A 22,774-nucleotide genomic window follows, 5' to 3' on the forward strand; every position below is an offset into this window, starting at 1 on the left:
AAAGAAGGCGCGCGCGTACGCGGCCACCCCCAGCCTACCGGTGTTCAAGGGACTAAGCTGAGACGGATGAGCACGCAGAATTCCGGACCGGACGTTCCCGTCCGACGCCTGGATCGCATCCTCGCCCTAACGGCATTGACGCTCGCCGCACTCTCTGTCATCTGCTTCTTCGCGATCATCATCGGCAGCGCGGCCGGCATGACGCAGGAATCCTTCTCCGAGGGCCTCTGGCCGTTCGTCGTCGCGATCCCGCCGTACGGTCTGCCGATCGCGTTCGCGATGATCATCGCGCTGCTCGTGATGAACTTCGTGAGGAAGGGTCGCGCCGCCAAGCGCTCCTGACGATGAGCACGCATGCCCGCCCGCTCGCTGTGTGGTTGGCTGCTGCGAGCGATTCGCAGTTGTCCGACCTCTTCGGGGCGCGCAGCGTGCGCCCCGATTCATCGTGGTCCGACTTCTTCGACGCGGCGGAAGAGCTGCTCGATCCGGCATCCATAGACCGGATGCTGCCGCGCCTGACCCTTCCGGAGGCGACCGCACTGCACCGCGCAGTCGCGGGCGCGCTCGAGGCCGACGGCAGCGATACCGCTGATGTTGGTGATCCGACCGACGAATCGGCGGCGCTGATCGCACTCGCGCTGCTGCGCCCTGATGGCACCGCGTACCCTCCAGTCGTCGAAGCCGTGGCAGCTCGGGATGCCCCGCCTCCGCCCCTCGCGCTCTCGGCCGCGGCGCCCGCAACTCAGATCGCCGAGGCACACGCTGCGGAGCGCGCCTTCACCAGCGTTGCGGCCCTCGCCGATGTGCTCATGATGGCGAGAGACACGCCGCTGACGGTCCTGACCAGCGGGAACGTTGCTGCCGGGGAGAAGCGGCGCATGGCGGACGCCGGCCTCCCGGTCGACATCGTGGATGCGCTCGTCGTGCTCGCAGCGGATGCTGCGCTCGTCACGACAACCAACCGACAGCTCCGCCTCACGCCTCTCGGAGAGAGCTGGCTGCGACTCACGGCCCTTGAACGGTGGGCCCAGCTCAGTGAGGCCTACCGTGCGGCGCTGCCACGAGGCCTGCGCAGCGCCGATGGTGGCTGGGTGCCGGTGCCGCTGTGGGAGCACCAGCATCCCTGGGACCCGTCATGGCCCGAACGATCCGCCGCGCTCCGCGAAAGCGCACGTCTTCTCGGACTGATCGCCGATGACAGCAGCGAGCCGGCTTGGGCCGTGCCGATCCGTGGGGGGCGCCGAGCCGAGCCTGCCGCCCTGCGGCAGTTGCTTCCGGCCGAGGTGGATCGGATATTCCTGCAGAACGACCTCTCCGCCATCGCTCCTGGCCCCCTTGCGCCCGCACTGGACGTGCGATTGCGGGGGATCGCCGCGCGGGAGTCCGCGGCCCAGGCCTCGTCATACAGGTTCACGGTCGAATCGGTCTCGCACGGCCTCGCGTCCGGGGAGACAGCATCCTCTATCCTCGATTTCCTCGAGCAGCTCTCGCTGACGGGCATTCCGCAGCCGCTGGAGTATCTGGTGGCTCAGACAGCTCAGCGACACGGGCTCGTGCGGGTGTTCACCGATGACGTGACGGAGCGCACGCGCGTCGCCAGCGACGACGCCACGCTGCTCGACGCGATGGGCGTCGACCAGTCGCTGCGACCGCTCGGGTTGTCGCGGGATGCAGCCGGACTCACCTCGCGGGTCGGCCGCGACACCGTCTATTGGGCGCTGACGGATGCACGCTACCCCGCAACGATCGTCGGTGCCGACGGGCGGCCGCAGGTCGTGGATCGAAACCCTCCGCCCTCGCCCGATGCATCGAAGGCGGTTTCCTACGACGCACTCATCGCGCGGCTGCGCCGCCAGCAGGGACCGGACGCGGATGCCGCGTGGCTCGACCGTGAACTCGAAGCCGCGGTGCGGACCAAAGCCGTGCTCGTCGTCGAGGTCGCCATGCCTGATGGATCAACGCGCGAACTGCTGCTGGAGGCCAGCGGTCTCGGAGGCGGCCGGTTGCGCGGGCGCGATCGCGCAGCCGATGTGGAGCGCACGCTGCCGGTCAAGAGCATCCGCTCAGCGCGGGTGTTCGATCCGTCACTGATCCCACCGACGACGTCGAGCCCATGACACCCGAGCGCGGTAGACTGGTCAGCTATGTCTGATGGCCCACTGATCGTCCAGAGCGACCGCACCGTCCTGCTCGAAGTCGCGCACGCGGATGCGGAGAGCGCCCGCCACGAACTCGCGATCTTCGCCGAGCTGGAGCGCGCGCCGGAGCACATCCATACGTATCGGATCACCCGGCTGGGACTGTGGAACGCCCGCGCAGCGGGGCACACCGCCGAGGACATGCTGGAGACCCTCGACCGCTGGTCGCGCTTCCCGGTGCCCCCTTCGGTGTCGGTCGATCTGCGTGAGACTGTGGGCCGCTACGGCCGACTGGTCATCGAGCGCGACGACGAGGGCGTGCTGCTGCTGAGTTCGACGGACCCGGCTGTTCTCGCCCAGGTGGCGAACAACAAGCGCATCCAACCGTTGCTGATCGGGCATCCTGCCCCCGACCGCTATGCGGTCGACGCCTGGGCACGCGGCCAGATCAAGCAGGAGCTGCTGAAGATCGGCTGGCCGGCCGAGGACCTCGCCGGCTATACGCCGGGTACCCCGCATGAGATCGAGCTCGCCGAGGATGGCTGGCATGTGCGCCCGTACCAGCAGGATGCCGTGGACGCATTCTCGAAGGACGGTTCGGGCGTGGTCGTGCTGCCGTGTGGAGCAGGTAAGACGATCGTCGGCGCGGGTGCCATGGCCGCGACCAAGACGACGACCCTCATCCTGGTCACCAACACGGTCTCGGCTCGGCAGTGGCGCGACGAACTGCTCAAGCGGACCAGCCTGACCGCCGAGGAGATCGGCGAATACTCCGGTCAGGTCAAGGAGGTCAAACCGGTCACCATCGCGACCTATCAGATCCTCACCGCCAAGCGGAAGGGCGAGTACGCCCATCTGGCGCTGCTGGATGCACTGGACTGGGGCCTCATCATCTACGACGAGGTTCATCTGCTCCCCGCCCCCGTGTTCAAGCTGACCGCAGATCTCCAGGCGCGCCGCCGCATCGGGCTCACGGCGACGCTCGTCCGCGAGGACGGTCGCGAGGGCGATGTGTTCAGCCTGATCGGACCGAAGCGATTCGATGCACCCTGGAAGCAGATCGAAGCGCAGGGCTTCATCTCCCCCGCCGCCTGCTACGAAGTGCGCGTCGACCTGCCCGCATACGACCGCCTCGAGTACGCGGCGGCGACGGATGATGAGCGGTATCGTCTCGCGGCATCCGCGCCGGCGAAGATCGACGCGGTCCGCGAGCTGATCGCGAAGCATCCTGGCGAGCGCATCCTCGTGATCGGTCAGTACCTGGATCAGCTCGAGACGCTTTCAGAAGCCCTGAACGCCCCGCAGATCACCGGCGCGACTCCCGTGGACGAACGCGAAGAGCTGTACCAGCAGTTCCGTGAAGGCGAGATCGAGCTGCTCGTGGTGTCGAAGGTCGCGAACTTCTCGATCGATCTGCCGGAGGCATCCGTCGCGATCCAGGTGTCCGGTTCGTTCGGCTCCCGCCAGGAGGAGGCTCAGCGCCTCGGCCGGTTGCTGCGCCCGAAGGAGTCCGGCCACACGGCCAGCTTCTACACGCTCATCGCCCGCGACACGGTCGATCAGGACTACGCGCAGAACCGCCAGCGCTTCCTCGCGGAGCAGGGTTACAGCTACACGATTCTCGACGCTGACGCCCTGGCCGCGGCCTGAGACCGCGGGTCGTCTGAGCGCCGCTCCGGCAAATGATCAGCCACTGCATCAGCGAAGTCACCATAATGGGGACATGACTGATGCGCGCATCCTGGTCGTCGACGACGAGCCGAACATCCGCGACCTGCTTTCCACAGGTCTCAGCTTCGCCGGATTTCAGGTGAAGACGGTCGCCAACGGCGCCGCTACGATCTCTGCAGTACTCGAGGAAGAACCCGATCTCATCATCCTCGATGTGATGCTGCCCGACATGAACGGGTTCAGTGTGACCAAGCGCCTCCGCGGCGCGGGATTCACCGCACCCATCCTGTTCCTCACAGCGAAGGACGACACGCAGGACAAGATCGAGGGCCTCAACGCGGGCGGCGACGACTACGTCACCAAGCCGTTCGCGCTCGACGAGATCGTGGCCCGAGCTCAGGCCATCCTCCGCCGCACCATGCAGGCCGATGAGGAGTCGATCATCCGCGCCGGCGAGCTGTCGATGGACCAGGACACTCACGACGTGTTCGTCGGCAAGGAGCCGATCGAACTCAGCCCGACCGAGTTCAAGCTGTTGCGCTACCTCATGCTCAATCCGAATCGAGTGCTCTCGAAGGCGCAGATCCTCGATCATGTGTGGGAGTACGACTTCAACGGCGATGCGGGCATCGTCGAGAGCTACATCTCGTACCTGCGCCGCAAGATCGACCCTCACACGGAGGAATCCGTCATCCAGACCAAGCGCGGCTTCGGCTACATGCTGAAGGTGGGGAAGTAACCCTCGAAAGGGAGCCGCATGGGGCACAAGCCTGACGCGGTCACCGGCTGGTGGCGGCGGATCAGCCTCCGCGCGAAGGTCACCGGCGTCACGGTCGCAGTGCTCGCGCTGGGCCTGGTGGTCGCAGGGATCGGTACGGTGCCGCTGCTGCGCAACTCCCTGATCAGCAACATCGACGCGCAACTCCCCTCTCTCGTCACGAGCGACCTCGCCAGTCGCTGGTTCGACATGGAGCTGGTCGACGGCGCCGTACAGCTCTCCGAATCGGAGAACGCCCCCCGCTCGTCGGACTACTTCTTCGCGATCTACGCCGCTGACGGCACGTTGCTCGCAGAGGCCGGCGGTGCCGTAGGAGCAACAGGTCCGGTGTTCCCGGAGACGATGACGATCGCGCAGGCGCACGCCCAGGAAGAGCAGGAGCCGATCCCACTGCAAGGCGCTGACGGCAGTGCCTTCCACGGCGCGGTAGTGGTCAGCGACGGCCCCGGAGGAACGCTGTACGTGCAGTACGTCGCGCTTCCCCTGGAGGAGGCCGATCACATCATCGCCACCTACTTCGGCGTGTATACCACAGTCGCCCTGGTGACGATCCTGATCGCGGCTCTGCTGATCCGCGGGCTGGTCACGCTCACGTTCCGCCGGCTCAGTCAGGTCGAGTCCACAGCGATGCTGATCGCCTCCGGCGACTTCAGCCAGCGCCTCACCGACCTCGAGCCCAGCACCGAAGTGGGTCGTCTCAATTTCGCGATCAACACGATGCTCGAACGCATCGATCACTCCATCGCCGAACGCGACCGCACCGTGCAGCACATGCGCCGCTTCATCGGCGATGCGAGCCACGAGCTGCGCACTCCGCTGGTGAGCGTCCGCGGCTACGCCGAGCTCTACCGGATGGGCGCCATCCGCGGCGAGGAGGATACCGCCAGGGCGATGGAGCGCATCGAGAAGGAAGCGATCCGGATGGGTGTTCTCGTCGAGGACCTGCTCGCGCTCGCCCGCCTCGATGAGGAGCGCGAACCGGAGATCGCGCCGCTCGATCTGCGACCGGTCGCGAGAGACGCCGCGCTCGATGTGCGCGCCGCTGCCCCCGGTCGCACCATCACCGTCGTCGACAGAACGGCGCATGCCGTCACCAGCGAACCGCAACGCCCGCAGGCGCCGCATACGAGCACGACCGCATCGGGCACCCCGACATCGAGCACACCGGCGACAGGGAGGAATCGCACGGGTGCTCTCGCCCGGTTGCGTCGCCGACCACGCAATGTCGAGCCGGAGCGGCCTGAGATCGACTTCACCGAAGCTCAGGACACCCCGGTGCGCACGCCACCGATAGTCCTCGGCGAAGAGAACAAGGTGCGTCAGGTCGTGGCGAACCTGCTCGGCAACGCTCGCCGGTTCTCCACTGAGGACAGTCCGATCGAACTCATCGTCGACTCCGATCGCGCCGCCGGCACCGGCAGCATCGCGATCGTCGATCACGGCGACGGCATCCCCCCGCAGATCCGCGAGCAGATCTTCGAACGCTTCTGGCGCGCTGACACCTCTCGTGCACGGGAGACCGGAGGATCAGGACTCGGCCTGGCGATCGTCGCATCGATCGTGTCTGCTCTGCATGGCAGCGTGCGAGTCGATGAGACGCCTGGCGGTGGAGCGACCTTCACAGTGACGTTCCCGCTCGCGCCCGCACACGCGACTCCCGAGCACCTGTTGGAAGACACCCAGCCGCTGGAGCGCCTCGACCTCGACAGGCTCTGACTCTCTCTGCACGGCCGCAATACCAGGAGTCTCGTCCACGGATGCCGGATATCGGCGACTGCGTACGCAGCCGCGCTCGTATCGTCAGAATTCCGACGAGAGGAGTTCCCATGTCCGTCTACACCGTCGACACCGAAGCAGTCTTCGCTGCCACCGGTGCCACCCGAGCCACCATGGAGAGGCTGCGCAGCGAGTCGCTCGCGCTGAAGGCGCAGCTCACACAGCTGCAGTCGTCCTGGACCGGCACAGCATCGGTGGCGTTCCAGGGCTGCAGTGAGCAGTGGAGTGCCGCACAGCTGCACGTCGAACAGGTGCTGGAGTCGATCAGCGGTGCCCTCGGCTCCGCCGCGACGCAGTACTCGGACGCCGACCAGTATTCCGCGAGTCTGTTCCGCTGACGCGAGCCTGTTCCGTTACCCCCCCGGAACGCAGAAACGCCCCGGCCGAGGCCGGGGCGTTTCTGTCAGCGTCGTGGACTCAGAAGTCCATGCCACCCGTCGGGTCGCCTGCCGGAGCGGCGGCCTTCTCGGGCTTGTCGGCGACGACGACCTCAGTGGTGAGGAAGAGGCCGGCGATCGAAGCTGCGTTCTGCAGCGCTGAGCGCGTCACCTTGGCGGGGTCGATGATGCCTGCCGCGAACATCTCCACGTACTCACCGGTAGCGGCGTTGAGGCCGTGACCGCTGGGCAGTTCGGAGACCTTGTGTGCGACGACACCCGGCTCGAGTCCGGCGTTGAGCGCGATCTGCTTGAGCGGAGCCGAGATGGCGACGCGAACGATGTTCGCACCGGTCGCCTCGTCACCCGACAGCGTCAGCGCGTCGAGCGCCTTCGTGCCGGCCTGGATGAGTGCGACGCCACCGCCGGGGACGATGCCCTCTTCGACGGCTGCCTTCGCGTTGCGAACGGCGTCCTCGATGCGGTGCTTGCGCTCCTTGAGCTCGACCTCGGTCGCTGCTCCGGCCTTGATGACCGCAACGCCACCGGCGAGCTTGGCGAGACGCTCCTGGAGCTTCTCGCGGTCGTAGTCGCTGTCCGTGTTCTCGATCTCGCGGCGGATCTGGGTAACGCGACCCTCGATCTGCTCGGTCTCGCCAGCACCCTCGACGATGGTGGTCTCGTCCTTGGTGATGATGACCTTGCGTGCACGGCCCAGAAGGTCGAGCGTCGTGTTCTCGAGCTTGAGACCGACCTCTTCAGTGATGACCTGACCACCGGTGAGGATCGCGATGTCCTGCAGCTGAGCCTTGCGACGGTCGCCGAAGCCGGGAGCCTTGACGGCAGCCGACTTGAAGATGCCGCGGATCTTGTTGAGCACGAGAGTCGCGAGAGCCTCGCCCTCGACGTCCTCGGCGATGATGACGAGTTCCTTGCCGTCCTGGATCACCTTGTCGACGACCGGGAGAAGATCCTTGATGTTCGAGATCTTCGAGTTCGCGATGAGGATGTAGGGCTCCTCGAACACGGCCTCCTGGCGGTCTGCATCCGTCACGAAGTACGGGTTCAGGTAGCCCTTGTCGAAGCGCATGCCCTCGGTGAGCTCGAGCTCGGTGCCGAAGGTCTGCGACTCCTCGACGGTGACGACGCCTTCCTTGCCGACCTTGTCGATAGCTTCGGCGATGAGCTCGCCGATCTCGGCGTCAGCGGCGGAGATGGATGCCGTGGCGGCGATCTGCTCCTTCGAGTCGATCTCCTTGGCGCTGGCCAGCAGCTCCGCGGTGATCGCCGCAACGGCCTTCTCGATGCCGCGCTTGAGCGAGATCGGGTCGGCGCCGGCTGCGACGTTGCGCAGGCCTTCGCGGACGAGCGCCTGAGCGAGGACGGTCGCGGTGGTGGTTCCGTCACCTGCGACGTCGTCGGTCTTCTTGGCGACCTCCTTGACGAGCTCCGCGCCGATCTTCTCGTACGGGTCGTCCAGCTCGATCTCCTTGGCGATCGAGACGCCGTCGTTCGTGATCGTGGGGGCGCCCCACTTCTTCTCGAGCACGACGTTGCGACCGCGCGGGCCGAGGGTCACCTTGACTGCGTCGGCGAGGATGTTCAGGCCACGCTCGAGGCCGCGGCGGGCCTCTTCATCGAAAGCGATGATCTTTGCCATGAGTTTTGTCGTCCCTCCTGGACGTAGACGTTCTGATTAGCACTCAGGGTATGCGAGTGCTAACGCCCATTCTGGCACTCGACCCCATCGAGTGCAAGCCGCGGGCGACGTCTATTCGGCAGGAGTCTCTGCGGGATCGGGCGCCGCAGTCGAACGATCGGTACCGATGACGACCACGAGCTGCTTCTGCTCGGGATCGTTCGGGTCCGCGTAGAAATCGTCCTGCACGATCTCCGCTCCGCCGATCACGTCCGCGAGACCGATCGCGGCCAGCTCATCGGCTTCGGAGACGTAGTACACCGTCGTGTCGGCGAAGTCCTGCGAGCCGGCAGCACCGTAGCTCACCGATTCCGCAGCCCAGCCGCTGTTGATGATCGTGTCGCGCAGGTCGACATCCAGGCCTTCTTCGCCGGTGGCGTTCAGCACGAGCACCGAGTACGTCGGGTCGATGACGCCGGTGACCTCGGGCGTCGGAGCGATGGACGGCTCGGCCGACGGGAACAGATTGATGCGTCCCATCAGCACGAGGGCGACGAAGATCCCGACGACGATGAGGACGAGCGCAGCGACGAACGACCACAGCAGCACGACCCAGCCGTTCATCCCCGGGGCTTCGGCGCGATGCGCTCCCACTCGTCCGGAGGCATGGGCAACATCATCGAATCGATCTCTCACGGACTTGGACACCCGTCGATGCTATCTGCCCCTCGCCGAGAATCCACTCACAGCAGGTGCGCTCCGGTGCGTCAGCCGGCGAATCCGCGCATCCGCGACGCCCGCTGATCGGCCCTGCTCTCGCGAAGACGGCGCAGACGGCGGATCAGAAGCGGGTCGTGCTCGAGCGCCTGCTCGGTGTCGATGAGTCGGCCGAGCAGCTGGTAGTAGCGGGCGGGGCTCATTCCGAGGGTGCTGCGGATCGCTTCTTCCTTCGACCCGCCGTGCCGCGGCCAGCGCGCCTCGAGCGCGAGGATCGCGCGGTCGCGATCGGTGAGGTCTCCGAGCATGCATCCAGGCTAAGGGCGAAGATCGCTCGCACCCGCGCGCCACTCCCACCAGCGCCCCAATGGATCGGCAGCCGCGTGCACGATGCCGTCGAGCGCGACGACGAAACCCGGCCACGTGTCGGCATCCACCGGCGGACGCCACGCGTGGTGCAGTGACGGGGAATCGATCGTGATCCACCGGGCAGGCATGTCCTGCACCTGAGCGATGAGCGCCTGGCGCGCTGCCCACGGAATGTGCGCGAGCACTCCCGGTGTCGTGATCACGAGAGTCGCGTCGTGCGGCGCTGACGCTGCGAGCTCCTCGAGCTGCACGCCGGCATCGCCCCTCACGAGCTCGGGCGGGTCTGCGGCGGCGATGTCGAGAGCGGCTGTGATGCGTTCAGCCCGCCCCGCCTCCCCCGGCCAGACCAGACCCTGCAGCCACGCACGATCGCGTGGCTCGCGCGCATCGATCGGATCGAGGTCGATGCCCGCGCGCCACACGACCTGCGGGATCCGAACCGACGGCATGTCGCCGCGCACCTCGCTCGTCAGTACGACGCCGGAGACACCATCGACCGGGTCGAGCGTCGTGCGCAGGTCGCCATGCGCGTCGACGAAACGGTACGAGTACCGGTCGGGGTACAGGCAGAGACCGGCGGATGCTCCGATCTCCAGCAGCGCGATGGGACCGTCGATCTCGGAGAGCACCGGCAGCAGCGGCGCGAGCCGCAGCGGTTCATTGGTCTGCACTCGGCGAACTGCGCACTCTGCGACGATCTCATCCGCGTGTGCGAGCAGGAAGGCCCGCCACTGATCGAAACCTGCGAGAGGTGCGCCCAGCATCCGCGTCACCGCGAAGACGAGCGGGGGCTGCCGATGCGTCGCAGGGATGCGCGCCAGCACTGCTTGCACGGCCGTGTCGCGCTCGACACCGATCGCCCACTCCTCGTAGATAGCCGAGCGTCCCGGCGCCTCTTCTCTACCGAATCGTCCGTAGCGTTCGCGTACAGAATCCGTCATCTCTTCATTCTCGCGCGCGGCATTGCCTCACTGCGACGCCACGACGCCGTGGGAGGGGCAGAATGGAAGGGACTCAGGAGGCCTCATGGACTACAGCGTGAAGAAGACCGAAGACGAGTGGCGCGCGGAACTCGGCGATGAGCAGTACGCAGTGCTGCGCCAGGCGGCCACGGAGCGTGCCTGGACCGGTGAACTGCTCGACGAGACACGAGCCGGTCTCTACACCTGCGGCGCGTGCGGCGTGGAGCTGTTCAAGAGCGGCACCAAGTTCGACTCCGGATGCGGGTGGCCGAGCTTCTACGAGTCGATCCGGCCCGAGGCGGTGCAGCTCATCGAGGACAACACCCTGGGTATGTCGCGCACAGAGGTCCGCTGCGCGAACTGCGGCTCGCACCTCGGCCATGTGTTCCCCGACGGGTTCGGCACTCCGACCGGCGACCGCTACTGCATGAACTCCCTGGCGCTGAACTTCACTCCCGGCGACGCCGAGGCGTGAGCGCTCTCGATGCCGTGCGGGCGCGGCATTCCTGGTCGAAGGTCACCGAGGCGGCGCCTACTCGTGAAGAGCTGCTGACGCTGGTCGCCGCCGCTGGTCGCGTCGCCGATCACTCTTCGCTGCGGCCGTGGCGTCTGATCGAATTGCGGGGCGATGATCGACTGGCCCTCGGGAAGGCGATCGCCAAAGCCCAGGGCGACAAAGAGCCTTCGTCCAAGCCGATGCGCGCGCCTCTGCTGATCGCGGTGGTCGCGAGTTTCCGGAAAAGCGACAAGGTGCCCCGGTGGGAGCAGGAGGCTGTCGCCTCCGGCGTCGCGCACACACTGAGCCTGCTGCTCGACGAGGCCGGCTGGGGTGTCCTCTGGCGCACCGGCGAGTACACACGGTCGAAATCAGTCGCAAAGGCACACGGGCTGAAGAAGGACGAGGAGTTGCTCGGCTGGCTCTACGTCGGAGGCAAACCGGCCGGCAAGAAGCCAGGACGCCGCAGGAGCGTCGATGCCCGCGCGCAGCTGACGAAGATGCCTGCGAAGGCGAAGAAGAAGAAGACCAAGTAGTCAGCGCCGCCGTCGGCGCCAAGGCAGCGCCACGGCGACGGATGCCACGGCGACGGAGATCATCACGATGAGCTGCCAATGCGCGGGACCGGATGCCGGCGGCCAGAGCAGGTCGATCACCACTGAGGTCGTCAACTGCCCGAGCACGGAGCCGAGTCCGAGCAGCAGGACCCCGGTGTGCGCGACGATCGCCGCTCCCAGCAGGATGTAGGCGAAGCCGAGCAGGCCACCGAGATACAGCCACGGTTCGACGGGCAGAGCCTCGGGCAGGCCTCGCACCGCGACGCTGACGGATGCCGCGACGACGAGCACCGCTGTCCCGGTGATGAAGCTCATGAGCGTCGCGGTCATGGGAGAGCTCACACGCTGGGCGAGGCGGCCGTTCGCAGCGGTCTGCCAGGCGATGCCGACGCCTGCTGCGAACGGCAGCAGCAGCAACCACAGCGGCGTGCTCGCGATCACATCTCCACTGAGCGAGACGCCGACGGCGGCGAGCGCGAACACGCCGCCGAGTACGCGCCCAGGCGTCACGGCGACGACGCCGGCCGGCCCGAAACCGATCCGGTCCAGAACGAGTCCGTGCACCGTCTGTCCTGCGACGACGCCGACAGTGAACAGCGAGACGCCGAGCACGCCGGCGGTCACACCCTGCGTCGACACGGTGAGTGCACCGCAGGCGCCGCCCAGCAGCATCCAGTTCGGGATCGTGCGCGCACGGATGCCGCGCCAGAGGCGACCGGCACCGGCACGCGCCGACGGCAGGGCGAGCGTGACGATGATGAGGATCACGAGACCGACGCCGAACGACACGAGTCCTGCCACTATGCCGTCGTCGATGCTTACGCCGAGCACTCCGTTGATGCGCGCCTGGATCGCGGTCATGGCACCGATCGCGACAGCGCCGCCCAGTGCCACGGGCGCGGGAATACTTCGGGTCGCGGTCACTCGAGCACACTACCCGAGCAGACGGGCGCACTCGAAGTCGCCGGTCGGGACTATTCTTGCGGCATGTGCGCGAGCTACGGATTGGATCCCCGCTTCACCGATGACGAGCTGCTTGCCGAGGCCGACGCCGAGGTCATCGAAGGACTCCGCATCTGGGCGGAGCAGAACGCGGGCGAGACCCTGCGCCCCACCGGAAAGAACCTGCGGAACCTGAATCCGCTGCTCCTGGCGCACGACGAGAAGATGGCCCTCGAGCCGTCGTGGTGGGGTTACCTCGTGAACGGCGAGCCGGCGAAGTTCCCGTCGATCAACACTCGCTCCGAACGCCTGCAGGAGCGTCCGGCCGGCCTGAAGACTCGCGCGATCGTGCCGTCGACCGGATGGTTCGAGATGCAGAAGCCTGCCCGCGTGTGGCATGAGTTCGCCCTCGAGAACCAGGCGCTGTTCGGAATGGCCGCCGTCACGCAGAGAGGCCGCACTCCGGAGGGGGAATGGATCACGTGCTATTCGGTCGTGATGGCTCCGGCTGCGGATCATCTCAAAGAGTTCCATGACCGGATGCCAGTACTCATCCCTCCCCACCTGACGCACGAGTGGCTTACCGCTCCTCCGAGCAGAGATCTGATGGACGAGGCGATTCTCGCCTCCGGCGAGCTCGCCGAGCGCATCACCGTCTCGGCACGCCCCTAGGCCCGCGCCGTGCCCAACCTGGTTCTCGTCGGCCTCATCGCGATCCTGCTGTGGGCGCTGGTGTCCCACCGCTTCGAGCGGTGGGGAGTCGCAGGGCCGATAGGCCTGTTGCTGCTCGGGGCAGTGACGGTCGTCTGGGACGTCGACGCTTTCAGCACCGCGATCGACTCCCCGATCTCCGAGAAGATCGTCGAGGTCATCCTCGCGATTCTGCTCTTCGCCGATGCCACCGAGGTCAAGGGCGGCATCTTCGGTCGCGAAGGCAAGGTGATCGCGCGCCTCGTCCTCATCGCGCTCCCGCTGTCGATCGTGCTCACCGTCTTGGCGGGCGTACTGCTGATCCCTGACGCGAGCGTGCTCGTGCTTCTCGTCGTCGCATGTGTCATCCTGCCGATCGATTTCGCACCGGCCGCATCGCTTCTTCGCAATCGGCGTGTTCCCGCGCGATTGCGTCAGATCCTGAATGTGGAGAGCGGATACAACGACGGTCTGGTCTCTCCGGTGTTCGGCATGTCACTGGCGCTGGCAGTCATCTGGTCGACGATCGTGAACACACCGGCATCCGATCTCACTGAAGACAAGCTCGATGGCCCGATGGCCCAGTTCTTCGCCGCGTTCGTCAATGCGGTGCCGGCGACCGTGATCGCAGTGGTGATCGGCATCGTCCTGGGTGCAGGGATCGGGCATCTCGTGCGCATCGTTCGTGCGCGTTCGATCGCCGATGCCCTCGGGGCCCGTTACGTGATGCTGATCCTGCCCCTCATCGCCTATGGTGTCGCGAGTATCCCGGTGTTCAGCGCGAACGGTTTCGTCGCGGCGTTCGTCGCCGGAATCGGGTACAGGCTGACGCGCACGAGGGGTCATCGATCCGACGGCATCGACCACAGTGAACTGCTTCTCGTGGAGGAGGTGGGGGTGCTCGCCGCGAACTTCATATGGTTCGTGCTCGGCGGAGCGATGCTCGTCGTGGTCACCTCGGGAATCGACTGGTGGATGCTGCTGCTCGCCGTGCTGGCGCTGACTCTGCTGCGCATCGTCCCGGTGTACCTGTCGCTCGTGCGCAGCTCGGTGGGCAGAGGTGATCGCCTCCTCATCGGCGCGCTCGGCCCCCGCGGCACCGCGTCGATCGTCTTCGGGCTGCTCGCCTACAACGCTCTCCCCGAGGATGACGGCGTCATAGTGCTGACCATCATGGTCGCCACTGTCGTCGGCAGCATCCTGTTGCACGGCTTGGCCGCGCCGTTGCTCCTGAACCGGCGACGGCTCGAGGAAGAGACCGCCTGACGCTGCTGCGCGTCATTCAGCTCCAGGGATCAACCGAGTTCGCAGCGCATCGCGCACCGCCTCGTCGACGCCCGCCTTCTCCAGATAGGCCAGGGCGCCTCCGTGCTCACGATCGAGCCATTCGAAGGCGCTGCTCAACGCCTCGACCGGGGATCCGGCCAGCACCTCGACGAGCGCGTCCGTGACCGGAACGCGGAAGCGCCGCATCTTGCGCAGCATCCGCTCTGTCCACTCCCCCGACAGGTTCGCCGCCGTGGCCGAGTAGTCGGCCAGGATGATGTCCCGGTCGATGTCGAGCGCCGTGAGTATGAGCGCGACGACCAGGCCCGTGCGGTCCTTGCCCGCGGTGCAGTGCACGACGACGGCTCCGTCCGCCGACGCGACTGTGCGGATGACGCGTCCGAGGTCGCGCTGATGACGGGTCAGTACCGTCTCGTAGACGTCCTGCAGCGTGAGAGTGCTGGGGTCGAACGTGCGCGGGGCACCATCGATCGGCACGGACAACCGCGACGCGCCGGTTCCCCGAAGTCGATCGCGTCCCCCGATGCGTCGATCGAAAGCCGAGCGCAGGTCTATCACCTGGCGAATGCCGAGCTGCTCCAGCCTTCCGCGCCCCTCACGGGTGAGCCGGTGCAGCGCATCCGAGCGGTACAGCACGCCGGGCGCCAACACGCCAGGAGCCACCTCGCGGAAATTGTGCGTGCCCGGTACGTCGAGGCGGGTGACGGGGTCGTCCATGTGGTCATGCTATCCACGGCGGCACCGGTGTCGGCTATCGTGAGGCATCACCCACGGAGGAGTTTGCATGGGATCTGAAGTGAGCGGCGCCCGTCCTCGCGCTCTGCGCGACGGAACGGCAGAACCGCGCTTCGCCGCACGTTATGCGACGATCGACGAAGTCGCGGAGCTGCTCGGTGTGACGCCGGTATCGCTTCGCCAGACGATGCGCCGCCGCGACTCCGGTGAGGCATCGGCTGCGAGCGACGCGTTCATCGACCCGATCGGAAACGTCTCCGGCTACCTGTGGGATCGAGACGACCTCACTCCAGAGGCGATCGAGGCGTGGCACAACCGTCCGCGTCGCGGACGCAAGCCGAACAGCGCGCAGTAGCGGCCGACGCCGCCGAGCGCCATCCAGTGCGTTCCGTCGTCACCAGGCGTATGCCTCCGGCGCCTGTCCGCCCGGACCGGGGAAGAGCTCGTCGAGTGCGCGGAGGTCTTCTGCGCTGAGCGTGATCTCCAACGCCGACACCGCAGACTCGAGCTGCGCGACCGTTCGCGGCCCGATGATCGGACCGGTGACAGCGGGCTGGTGCAGCAACCAGGCGAGGCCCAGCGCCGACGGAGTCCATCCGCGCTCCTGAGCGAAGAGCTCGTATGCGTCGACCTGCTCGCCGTGCTCGGCACGCATGGCGGCTGCCCGCCCCGTGTTCGACCGCGCGTTGGCATCCGAAGACCCGCCGCTGAGCAGCCCGCCCGACAGCGGCGACCACGGCAGGATGCCGAGACCGTAGTTCTGGGCGGCGGGGATGACTTCGAGCTCGATCGACCGCTGCGCCAGGTTGTACAGCGACTGCTCGCTCACCAGGCCGAGGAAATGGCGCTGCTGGGCGATCTCGTTCGCCTGAGCGATGTTCCACGCCGCGAAGTTCGAGCTGCCTGTGTAGACGACCTCGCCCTGAGCGACCAGCACCTCCATGGCCTGCCACATCTCCTGCCAGGAGATGTGGCGGTCGATGTGGTGGAACTGGTAGAGGTCGATCCGGTCTGTCTGCAGCCGGCGCAGCGATGCGGCTGCCTCTCGGCGGACCTGCCATGCCGACGCGCCGCGCGCATTGACGACATCGCCGTCGACAGTGGGGGCGACCATCGGTGAATGCACTTTCGTCGCGAGCACGATGTCGTCGCGCACGCCGGGACGAGCCGCGAACCACCGGCCGATGATCTCCTCGGTTGCGCCACGACCGGCCGAGCCCCCGTAGGCGTTCGCCGTGTCGAAGAAGTTCACACCCAGCTCGATCGCGCGATCCATGATCGCGAACGAATCCTCTTCCGAGGTGCGGTCGCCGAAGTTCATGGTGCCCAAGACGATTCGTGAAACAGATGTGCCCGTACGACCGAGGTGTGTGTAGTCCATGCCAAACATCCTCACACAGATGAAGGCGGAACTGAATCGTTTTAAGCGTCCGACGTCGAGGCAATCCAGTCAACATTTTAGTGTCGTGAGTTAATCACTTTCGAGATAGAGTTCCGGTACTCGGGTGCCAATAGCACCAGATCCCCCAGTTCGAAGGAGAACCATGCCCTCGCTCGACGATCATCGTGACGCACTCGCTCATCCCCCGATCGAGTTCCGGCCGGAGCTCCGATGGTGGCTCGCCGAAGGTCTGCACACCGACGCGACGCTTCGGAGCGAGATCGAGACCGCACACCGCCTTGGCTTCGGCGGGATGGAGTTCCTCGCGATGGATGAGGGAGACATCGACCATGCGCGCTACGGATGGGGATCCGAGGAATGGGTCCATGACTCGGCGATCGTCGTGACGGAGACCACGGCCAGGGGCATGTCGGTGAGCTTCACGTCCGGAACGAACTGGTCGAACGCCAACCTGCCGACGATCGACCCCGACCACCCCGCAGCGGCGAAAGAGCTCAACGTCGAGGTGGAGGACCTCACATCGGGAGCGCGCCGCCACGGTGCTCTCCCCCGAGTAGATCTCCAGGCCGAGCGCGGGGCTTCAGCCGTACCAGGGCATCGGGTGCCGCCTCGAGAACAACGCCTGACGGCTGTCATCGCCGCGCCGCTCATCGCTGGGACGGACGACACCTTGGCGGTCGCCGACGTCGTCGACCTCACCTCGGAGGTCGAGGGGGAGGAACTTGACTGGACGGCACCGGATGCGCGGAGCTGGCGGCTCTTCGTCTTCTGGTCCCACGGCACCGGACAGACGGCATCGCCGTCGGCGAGCGTCAATTACACCGTGAACTACCTCGACCGCGATGGCATCGACGCCGTCATGGAGTACTGGCGCGATGTGGTCCTCACACCGCAACTGAAGCGAGAGATCGCTCGCAACCCTCGCGCGCAGATGTACATGGACTCGCTGGAGTTGTCGACCTGGGGTGCCGGCGGGATGTTCTGGGGGCGCACCGTCGAGGAGGAGTTCCGCACTCGACGCGGGTACGACATCGCCCCCTGGCTCCCCTTCCTCATCCGCCGCACCGGCATGTTCGCGGCGACCACGGCCTACAGCTACGAACCCGACGCGATGCACCAGCCAGAAGTCGACAAGGTCAGGTTCGACTATGTGCGCACGCTGACAGACCTGTATATCGAGAACATGCTCCGGCCGTTCTCGGAGTTCTTGCACGAGAACGGCCTGCTGCTGCGGGCCGAGGTCAGCTATGGTCTGCCGTTCGAACTCACACGGCCCGCCATCGAGGTGGACGGCATCGAGACGGAGTCTCTGGAGTTCGCCTCGCAGATCGACGCGTATCGGATGCTTGCCGGCCCGGCCCATCTGTTCGGCAGGCAGTATTCGTCGGAGACCGGTGCCACGACGCGGAACCACATGCTCGATCACCGTTTCTACGACCAGATCATCGCCACGCAGTTGGCCGCCGGAATCACGAAGACAGTGCTGCACGGCTGGGCCAGCCGCGCCGGAGCGGAGGGCGTCACCACGTGGCCAGGGCATGAGGGCATGTGGCCACTGTTCTCGGAGCGATTCGACACCCGCCAGCCGGGCAGCGAGTTCTACCCGTTGTGGAACGAGGCGATCGGCCGCTACCAGTACCTGCTGCGTCAGGGGCGCCCGCGCATCGACATCGGCATCCTGCGCACCGATCACTTCATCGACAACATGATCGGCGTTTCCGCCTTCGACAGCGAGGGGAACCGGGTCGCAGATGAGGATGCGTACGGAAGACTCTGGATGCGCAATCGCGAGAACCAGTGGTGGCAGGATCTCGGAATGCAGGACGCGGGTTGGAGCTATGAGTTCTTCGACGGCTCCCTCCTCGCTCACCCCGACGTCAGCTTCGACGGAGAGGTCGTTCAACCTGATGGCCCGGGGTACCAAGCGCTCATCGTCTATCAAGAGGCGCTCGATCCCGACGTCGCCCTGCTGCTGCTCGAGTGGGCAGGAGACGGACTGAAGATCCTGCTTGTCAACGGTGCACGAGAGGTGAAGGTTCAGTTCGAGGGCACTTTCACGTTCAACGAGCGGGTGGCGTCACGCACGCCGGGACTCGACGGCAGGGATTCCGAGTTGGCTGCGACGCTCGCTGCACTCCGCGACCTCCCCAACGTCGCCGAGGCCCATGAGCCGGCGGACACGGTGGCTGCACTGCGCGGGCTCGGCGTCACAGGACGCGCCGAATTCGTCGAGGAGAACCGGAACATCCTCACGTACCTTCGCGAAGACGGTGATCTGCTCCACGTGTACGTCTACCACTTCCTGTACGAGACCGGAGAAACGACCGAAGTACAGCTCTCGGTGCCGGGCAATGGTGCGGTGTTCCGAACTGATGCGTGGTCGGGCGAAATCCACCCCCACTCGGGTGCGAGCCGTCACGACGGGCGTACGAACATCGAACTCGCGCTCAGCCCGGGCGAGACGGCGCTCTTCACCGTCGACCGATCACTCGACGGATCGCCGAGTTCTGCCGTCGCACCGGCACTCGTGGCTGACCTCAGCGACTGGTCCATCGTCGTCGAGAGCTGGGATGCCGGAGAGAACGAGCTGATCGTCGAGGACCGCGGTCTGGGGTACGAGACGCGCGAGGTCCTCCCCCACACTGCGGTCACGCGCCTCACCGTCTCGAGCTCCGGGCTTCTCCCCTGGGCCGAGCTGGGAGGTATCGGCCCCAAGGTCTCCGGTGTCGCCGAGTACACGACGCACGTGCGGGTCGATGAGTTCGATCCGATCTCGAACCGCTACCTGCTCGAGCTCGGTTCCACGAACGGCGGTCTGGGGTCGGTGAGGATCAACGGTGCCGCCGCACGTGGTTTCGATACGTCGAAGCCTGTCGTCGATGCATCCCGCGACCTGAGTGCCGGAGACAACGAGGTCGTCATCCGGGTGTCCAGCTCGCTCAACAATCGCCTGATCGCACGCGGGTACTACGACGAACTGCCGGACATCGCACTGGGCCTCGTCGGCAAGGAGGGCACCCACGTGACCAGAGTGCGAGAGCACGGCCTGGTCGGTCCAGTGCGGCTCGTCGCTGTTCCCCGGCATTGATGGCGAGGTCCTCGTGGCCCGGCGTTCACCGGGCCACGAGGAGCAACCTGCGAAGATGGCGATGAGGAGGTACCCATGAGCAAGACCACGGACACGAGCACGCTGGAGCTTTCGTCGCTCCTCCCACCGGACCCGCTCGACATGCGCCTCTCGCTGACATCGATCGTGCACTGGGCCGACAGCCGAGAGGTACGACTCCGCGTGATGCAGGCGGTCGACTTCCCGTTCGATGACATCCCGATGTTCCTCATCGTCAACCAACTCGCGTATCGCGGAGCGTTGCGCCCGACGGATCTCTCGTCAGTTCTCGGCACGACCAAGGCGAACATCAGCAAGATCGTCCGAAGACTCGAAACCCACGGGCTCGTCGGGCGCGTCGACTCGCCGTACGACGAGCGCAGCATCCTCGTCGCTCTCACCCCTGCGGGGCGGAGCATCGGCATGCGCATCGTCGCCGAATCGACCAGGAGTCTCGAAGAGAACCTCTCTACCTGGAACGACAAGGACATCGAGATCTTCCGCCGCCTTCTCGCTCAGTTCGCGCGCGGCGCTGTGCTCCAGCTGCCTCAGCGAACGCCAGGTGCATGGGCCGAGAGGTCTTCTGCGCAAGGTGAGACTCCGGCGGTCTGACTTCTTCGCCGGAGATCATTCCGGGACCCGTGCGAAGGATGTCATAGAGCCGATTACGGGATTCGGACGCGCGACATTGGGTTTCGCAAGAAAAGTGTCCATCGGTGGAGCCGATGCCGATACTCTTTCTCTGCACCTAGCGCCTGGTGAGAACCTCTCCTCCGAAGACTCAGATTGGACACAATGAGCATGCATAACGACTCGCCGCCCTCCGGCCCCTCCCGTCGCACAGTCATCAAAGGCGCGGCGTGGTCCGTGCCGGTCGTGGCTGCGGCCGTCGCAACCCCGCTGGCAGCGGCATCGACGGCACCTCCGGAGGCCACGTTCTGGGCCACCGGCGCGACCGTCAGCGTTGTGAGCGGTAACGTCACGAACTTCACGGTCGAGGGCAGCGATGCAAACGGCGAGCTTGCCCTTCTGCCGGCTGGCAGCAGCGTGACGATCGTTCCGGACGCCGGCGTGACTCTGGCAATCGTGAGCGCCACGGGCATCGTGGCGACCCTGAACCCGGATGGCTCGATCACCGCGGTCACCCCCGCTGACGTGACAAACGTCCGCATCCAGATCCGTCCCACCGGACCGTCCGGATCCGGCTACGCGATCACCACGAACGTGGACATCGAGCCGTTCACGGAGACGATCGACGTCACCCTCCGCTAAGCCGACGCACGACAAACGAGACGGCCCCCGCTCAGCCCTCGGTTAGGGCGGGGGCCGTTTCGGTGTTCGACGGCGATGCGCCACGTGCTACCCACGTGCGGGGTATCCCGCTAGCCTTTCTGTGCCGGCAGACCTGGTCAGACGGCCCCGATTCTCCGAAGACTCAGATTGGACACGATGAGCATGCACGACGACCTGCCCCTTTCCGGCCCCTCGCGTCGCACTGTCGTCAAGGGTGCAGCGTGGTCGGTTCCGATCGTGGCTGCGGCCGTCGCAACCCCGCTCGCCGCGGCCTCGGTCGTCGATGCGGGCGCCTTCGCGCTCCGCGGTTCCTGCGGTGTCCTGGGCCTTCTCGGCCCTGGATTCACGCTGCAGGCCGGGCCCACCACGCCGCTGCCCGTCGGCACTACGATCACGATCGTCGGTTCAGGAATCGCGGACATCGGCTTCTTCGACGTCAGCGGCGGCACCGCCAACGTTGCCGTTCTCTCGAACACGAGCCGTCAAGTGACCCTCACTTCGCCGCTGCCGGCCGGTGCGACGATCGCCTTCCGCACGACGCTGTCGATCACAGTCGCGTTCCAGCTCAACGCGGTCGCGACGCTTCCCCCCGGCTACAGCGGCTCCGGTGCGAAGACGGGCGCCAACGTCAGCTCTACCCTGATCCTCTGCTCGGCCGGCTGACCGAATCGTCGCCAGACGGCGGGGAGTGGCGCCCTTAGGCCCTTGGCGAGTGAGAATGTGGAGCCGACTACGGGATTCGAACCCGTGACATCCGCACGGAATGCGCCAAATAAGGCGCAGAGTCAGAACATCAGGAAGAGCAACATCACGGCGATCGGGGTGCCGATCACGAAGAACAGCAGACCGATGATCTCGCCGCGACGGGAAGGCTTGGCGTCGCTGGAAGTCATGCCAAAAGCATGGCGCAGGCACCGTCCGACGGCAAGAGGGCCACCGCTTCGGGCTCCCGGCGTTCCGAGTACCCGAGCCGCAGGCCGAGTTCCTGTTCACGCACGAAGGCGTGACGCTCGAACGAGACGATGGCGGGATCTGGATCACTATCGCAGGGAACACGCCCCGTTGGCTTGGACCCCGGCGCCGTTGCCGCTCTGAGTGCTGCTGGTGTCGTCGGCGAGGAAGGGGCGCGGCGGTGAACTACTCGGACTTCTCGCCCCGTCCGGAGGATTCCCACGCTGCACCCAACGCGACGCCCAATGCGAGGCCTAACGCGGCGCCCACGCCGACGTTGTCGAAGAGCAACATCCCAGCCCCCGCACCAATCGGGAGACCGATTGCGATCCCGAGGGCGACGCCAAGGCCTGGCTTCTTCTTCGAGCTCTCGTCTGATTCGGTCATGTGCACAACGGTACGCAAGCGCAAGAGCCGTCGCATCACCCGTGAGACGGACATCGTTCAGTCGCCGTCACGCGGGAAGAAGGGGCGGGGCCGCAAACCCGATCGCTGACCCCGCCCAGGGCCCGGTCTTACCCGAATGCCTGGCCCTGCCGTGCCCCTTGGCTCACGGCGACAACAACAACGCTACGGGCCAGAACCACGGCAAACATCCACCGCAAGAACTATTTCCAACTAGTACCAGGGGAGGACCCGATGACCGACCAAACGATGCCCGCTGTTCCACAGATCGCGAACGAGTGGATCACCGTCGCCGAGGCCGCCGTGCTCGTCGACCGCCACGTGCCCCAGATCTACCGGTGGATCGACGACGGCCGACTCTCGACCCGCACGAGCACCGAAGGCGTCACGCGTCAGCACCCCGGGCCAGGTTACGGACCAGTACTCGTCGGCCATGATCGTGAGCCTAGCGTTGCCGGAAAAGGTCGGTTGATCAGGTCGTAA

The 22,774-nt window shown here is 66.1% G+C and carries 24 protein-coding genes; 16 read left to right on the plus strand and 8 right to left on the minus strand.

Features of this window, described 5'->3' with window-relative positions; all coding sequences use genetic code 11:
- Positions 1 to 66: 66 nt before the first annotated feature.
- From QFZ46_RS02585 to QFZ46_RS02610, 6 genes are all read left to right on the plus strand, one after another.
- Complete coding sequence (locus QFZ46_RS02585; RefSeq protein WP_307357987.1) at positions 67 to 342, plus strand: multidrug ABC transporter ATPase; 276 nt, start codon at positions 67 to 69, stop codon at positions 340 to 342.
- Between the two features lie 2 nt (positions 343 to 344).
- Complete coding sequence (locus QFZ46_RS02590) at positions 345 to 2,117, plus strand: helicase-associated domain-containing protein (RefSeq protein WP_307357988.1); 1,773 nt, start codon at positions 345 to 347, stop codon at positions 2,115 to 2,117.
- Positions 2,118 to 2,144: 27 nt separating this feature from the next.
- Positions 2,145 to 3,788, plus strand: coding sequence for a DNA repair helicase XPB (locus tag QFZ46_RS02595; protein WP_307357990.1), 1,644 nt, complete (start codon positions 2,145 to 2,147; stop codon positions 3,786 to 3,788).
- Between the two features lie 73 nt (positions 3,789 to 3,861).
- Positions 3,862 to 4,548 (plus strand): response regulator transcription factor, encoded by a 687-nt coding sequence (locus tag QFZ46_RS02600; RefSeq protein WP_033106665.1) that lies wholly within the window; start codon positions 3,862 to 3,864, stop codon positions 4,546 to 4,548.
- Between the two features lie 18 nt (positions 4,549 to 4,566).
- The gene (locus QFZ46_RS02605) at positions 4,567 to 6,303 is read left to right on the plus strand and encodes a sensor histidine kinase (protein WP_307357994.1); all 1,737 of its coding nucleotides are present in this window, start codon (positions 4,567 to 4,569) and stop codon (positions 6,301 to 6,303) included.
- A 110-nt stretch (positions 6,304 to 6,413) separates the two neighbouring features.
- Positions 6,414 to 6,701: a WXG100 family type VII secretion target gene (locus QFZ46_RS02610; RefSeq protein WP_307357996.1), complete on the plus strand. Its 288-nt coding sequence runs from the start codon at positions 6,414 to 6,416 to the stop codon at positions 6,699 to 6,701.
- A 79-nt stretch (positions 6,702 to 6,780) separates the two neighbouring features.
- On the opposite strand, the gene groL is transcribed toward QFZ46_RS02610, so the two are convergent.
- The 4 genes from groL to QFZ46_RS02630 all read right to left on the minus strand — a co-directional run bounded on the left by groL (position 6,781) and on the right by QFZ46_RS02630 (position 10,406).
- The gene (groL, locus tag QFZ46_RS02615) at positions 6,781 to 8,400 is read right to left on the minus strand and encodes a chaperonin GroEL (protein WP_307357998.1); all 1,620 of its coding nucleotides are present in this window, start codon (positions 8,398 to 8,400) and stop codon (positions 6,781 to 6,783) included.
- Positions 8,401 to 8,511: 111 nt separating this feature from the next.
- Entirely contained in the window at positions 8,512 to 9,087 is a 576-nt protein-coding gene (locus QFZ46_RS02620; RefSeq protein WP_307358001.1) for a LytR C-terminal domain-containing protein, read from the minus strand.
- 59 nt (positions 9,088 to 9,146) lie between these two features.
- Complete coding sequence (locus tag QFZ46_RS02625) at positions 9,147 to 9,404, minus strand: DUF3263 domain-containing protein (protein ID WP_307358004.1); 258 nt, start codon at positions 9,402 to 9,404, stop codon at positions 9,147 to 9,149.
- A gap of 9 nt (positions 9,405 to 9,413) precedes the next feature.
- Entirely contained in the window at positions 9,414 to 10,406 is a 993-nt protein-coding gene (locus QFZ46_RS02630) for a DUF2332 domain-containing protein (protein WP_307358006.1), read from the minus strand.
- Between the two features lie 85 nt (positions 10,407 to 10,491).
- Here QFZ46_RS02630 and msrB point away from each other — a divergent pair, with 85 nt between their 5' ends.
- Positions 10,492 to 10,902 carry a peptide-methionine (R)-S-oxide reductase MsrB gene (msrB, locus tag QFZ46_RS02635; protein ID WP_307358007.1) on the plus strand — a complete coding sequence of 137 codons (411 nt, stop codon included), beginning with the start codon at positions 10,492 to 10,494 and terminating at the stop codon, positions 10,900 to 10,902.
- The gene (locus QFZ46_RS02640; RefSeq protein ID WP_307358011.1) at positions 10,899 to 11,459 is read left to right on the plus strand and encodes a nitroreductase family protein; all 561 of its coding nucleotides are present in this window, start codon (positions 10,899 to 10,901) and stop codon (positions 11,457 to 11,459) included. Before msrB ends, QFZ46_RS02640 begins: the two co-directional genes overlap by 4 nt.
- Here QFZ46_RS02640 and QFZ46_RS02645 read toward each other — a convergent pair whose 3' ends face one another.
- The gene (locus QFZ46_RS02645; RefSeq protein WP_373457664.1) at positions 11,460 to 12,374 is read right to left on the minus strand and encodes a DMT family transporter; all 915 of its coding nucleotides are present in this window, start codon (positions 12,372 to 12,374) and stop codon (positions 11,460 to 11,462) included. It lies immediately after the preceding gene.
- A 93-nt stretch (positions 12,375 to 12,467) separates the two neighbouring features.
- On the opposite strand from QFZ46_RS02645, the gene QFZ46_RS02650 reads away from it, so the two are divergent.
- Positions 12,468 to 13,094 (plus strand): SOS response-associated peptidase family protein, encoded by a 627-nt coding sequence (locus QFZ46_RS02650; protein WP_307358017.1) that lies wholly within the window; start codon positions 12,468 to 12,470, stop codon positions 13,092 to 13,094.
- A 9-nt stretch (positions 13,095 to 13,103) separates the two neighbouring features.
- Entirely contained in the window at positions 13,104 to 14,378 is a 1,275-nt protein-coding gene (locus QFZ46_RS02655) for a cation:proton antiporter domain-containing protein (RefSeq protein WP_307358019.1), read from the plus strand.
- A 12-nt stretch (positions 14,379 to 14,390) separates the two neighbouring features.
- Here QFZ46_RS02655 and QFZ46_RS02660 read toward each other — a convergent pair whose 3' ends face one another.
- On the minus strand, positions 14,391 to 15,116 hold the full coding sequence (locus tag QFZ46_RS02660; protein ID WP_307358022.1) for a tyrosine-protein phosphatase: 726 nt from the start codon (positions 15,114 to 15,116) through the stop codon (positions 14,391 to 14,393).
- A gap of 67 nt (positions 15,117 to 15,183) precedes the next feature.
- Here QFZ46_RS02660 and QFZ46_RS02665 point away from each other — a divergent pair, with 67 nt between their 5' ends.
- Positions 15,184 to 15,489, plus strand: a complete 306-nt coding sequence (locus QFZ46_RS02665) for a hypothetical protein (RefSeq protein ID WP_307358024.1) — start codon at positions 15,184 to 15,186, stop codon at positions 15,487 to 15,489.
- A gap of 39 nt (positions 15,490 to 15,528) precedes the next feature.
- Here the strand turns inward: QFZ46_RS02665 and QFZ46_RS02670 are convergent, their stop codons facing one another.
- Positions 15,529 to 16,515, minus strand: a complete 987-nt coding sequence (locus QFZ46_RS02670) for an aldo/keto reductase (RefSeq protein ID WP_307358026.1) — start codon at positions 16,513 to 16,515, stop codon at positions 15,529 to 15,531.
- A gap of 163 nt (positions 16,516 to 16,678) precedes the next feature.
- Between QFZ46_RS02670 and QFZ46_RS02675 the strand changes: the two genes are divergently transcribed.
- From QFZ46_RS02675 to QFZ46_RS02690, 4 genes are all read left to right on the plus strand, one after another.
- Entirely contained in the window at positions 16,679 to 19,624 is a 2,946-nt protein-coding gene (locus QFZ46_RS02675) for a glycosyl hydrolase (RefSeq protein WP_307358029.1), read from the plus strand.
- 75 nt (positions 19,625 to 19,699) lie between these two features.
- Positions 19,700 to 20,254, plus strand: a complete 555-nt coding sequence (locus tag QFZ46_RS02680; RefSeq protein ID WP_307358030.1) for a MarR family winged helix-turn-helix transcriptional regulator — start codon at positions 19,700 to 19,702, stop codon at positions 20,252 to 20,254.
- Positions 20,255 to 20,437: 183 nt separating this feature from the next.
- Positions 20,438 to 20,914, plus strand: a complete 477-nt coding sequence (locus QFZ46_RS02685) for a hypothetical protein (protein ID WP_307358032.1) — start codon at positions 20,438 to 20,440, stop codon at positions 20,912 to 20,914.
- A gap of 177 nt (positions 20,915 to 21,091) precedes the next feature.
- The gene (locus QFZ46_RS02690; RefSeq protein WP_307358034.1) at positions 21,092 to 21,598 is read left to right on the plus strand and encodes a hypothetical protein; all 507 of its coding nucleotides are present in this window, start codon (positions 21,092 to 21,094) and stop codon (positions 21,596 to 21,598) included.
- 474 nt (positions 21,599 to 22,072) lie between these two features.
- Here QFZ46_RS02690 and QFZ46_RS02695 read toward each other — a convergent pair whose 3' ends face one another.
- Positions 22,073 to 22,273: a hypothetical protein gene (locus QFZ46_RS02695; protein WP_307358036.1), complete on the minus strand. Its 201-nt coding sequence runs from the start codon at positions 22,271 to 22,273 to the stop codon at positions 22,073 to 22,075.
- Positions 22,274 to 22,525: 252 nt separating this feature from the next.
- Between QFZ46_RS02695 and QFZ46_RS02700 the strand changes: the two genes are divergently transcribed.
- Positions 22,526 to 22,774, plus strand: a complete 249-nt coding sequence (locus QFZ46_RS02700) for a hypothetical protein (protein ID WP_307358038.1) — start codon at positions 22,526 to 22,528, stop codon at positions 22,772 to 22,774.

Origin of the sequence: Microbacterium murale, from assembly GCF_030815955.1 — a bacterium.
Classification (GTDB): Bacteria; Actinomycetota; Actinomycetes; order Actinomycetales; family Microbacteriaceae; genus Microbacterium; species Microbacterium murale_A.

What these genes read in the sequence shown, in the direction of transcription:
- QFZ46_RS02675 (WP_307358029.1), top strand. Translation starts at nt 16,679, where the DNA reads ATGCCCTCGCTCGACGATCATCGTGACGCACTCGCTCATCCCCCGATC.
- QFZ46_RS02585 (WP_307357987.1), top strand. Translation starts at nt 67, where the DNA reads ATGAGCACGCAGAATTCCGGACCGGACGTTCCCGTCCGACGCCTGGAT.
- QFZ46_RS02660 (WP_307358022.1), bottom strand. Translation starts at nt 15,116, where the DNA reads ATGGACGACCCCGTCACCCGCCTCGACGTACCGGGCACGCACAATTTC.
- QFZ46_RS02610 (WP_307357996.1), top strand. Translation starts at nt 6,414, where the DNA reads ATGTCCGTCTACACCGTCGACACCGAAGCAGTCTTCGCTGCCACCGGT.
- QFZ46_RS02595 (WP_307357990.1), top strand. Translation starts at nt 2,145, where the DNA reads ATGTCTGATGGCCCACTGATCGTCCAGAGCGACCGCACCGTCCTGCTC.
- QFZ46_RS02690 (WP_307358034.1), top strand. Translation starts at nt 21,092, where the DNA reads ATGAGCATGCACGACGACCTGCCCCTTTCCGGCCCCTCGCGTCGCACT.
- QFZ46_RS02600 (WP_033106665.1), top strand. Translation starts at nt 3,862, where the DNA reads ATGACTGATGCGCGCATCCTGGTCGTCGACGACGAGCCGAACATCCGC.
- groL (WP_307357998.1), bottom strand. Translation starts at nt 8,400, where the DNA reads ATGGCAAAGATCATCGCTTTCGATGAAGAGGCCCGCCGCGGCCTCGAG.
- msrB (WP_307358007.1), top strand. Translation starts at nt 10,492, where the DNA reads ATGGACTACAGCGTGAAGAAGACCGAAGACGAGTGGCGCGCGGAACTC.
- QFZ46_RS02625 (WP_307358004.1), bottom strand. Translation starts at nt 9,404, where the DNA reads ATGCTCGGAGACCTCACCGATCGCGACCGCGCGATCCTCGCGCTCGAG.
- QFZ46_RS02665 (WP_307358024.1), top strand. Translation starts at nt 15,184, where the DNA reads ATGGGATCTGAAGTGAGCGGCGCCCGTCCTCGCGCTCTGCGCGACGGA.
- QFZ46_RS02700 (WP_307358038.1), top strand. Translation starts at nt 22,526, where the DNA reads ATGACCGACCAAACGATGCCCGCTGTTCCACAGATCGCGAACGAGTGG.
- QFZ46_RS02650 (WP_307358017.1), top strand. Translation starts at nt 12,468, where the DNA reads ATGTGCGCGAGCTACGGATTGGATCCCCGCTTCACCGATGACGAGCTG.
- QFZ46_RS02685 (WP_307358032.1), top strand. Translation starts at nt 20,438, where the DNA reads ATGAGCATGCATAACGACTCGCCGCCCTCCGGCCCCTCCCGTCGCACA.
- QFZ46_RS02605 (WP_307357994.1), top strand. Translation starts at nt 4,567, where the DNA reads ATGGGGCACAAGCCTGACGCGGTCACCGGCTGGTGGCGGCGGATCAGC.
- QFZ46_RS02680 (WP_307358030.1), top strand. Translation starts at nt 19,700, where the DNA reads ATGAGCAAGACCACGGACACGAGCACGCTGGAGCTTTCGTCGCTCCTC.
- QFZ46_RS02695 (WP_307358036.1), bottom strand. Translation starts at nt 22,273, where the DNA reads ATGACCGAATCAGACGAGAGCTCGAAGAAGAAGCCAGGCCTTGGCGTC.
- QFZ46_RS02670 (WP_307358026.1), bottom strand. Translation starts at nt 16,515, where the DNA reads ATGGACTACACACACCTCGGTCGTACGGGCACATCTGTTTCACGAATC.
- QFZ46_RS02590 (WP_307357988.1), top strand. Translation starts at nt 345, where the DNA reads ATGAGCACGCATGCCCGCCCGCTCGCTGTGTGGTTGGCTGCTGCGAGC.
- QFZ46_RS02630 (WP_307358006.1), bottom strand. Translation starts at nt 10,406, where the DNA reads ATGACGGATTCTGTACGCGAACGCTACGGACGATTCGGTAGAGAAGAG.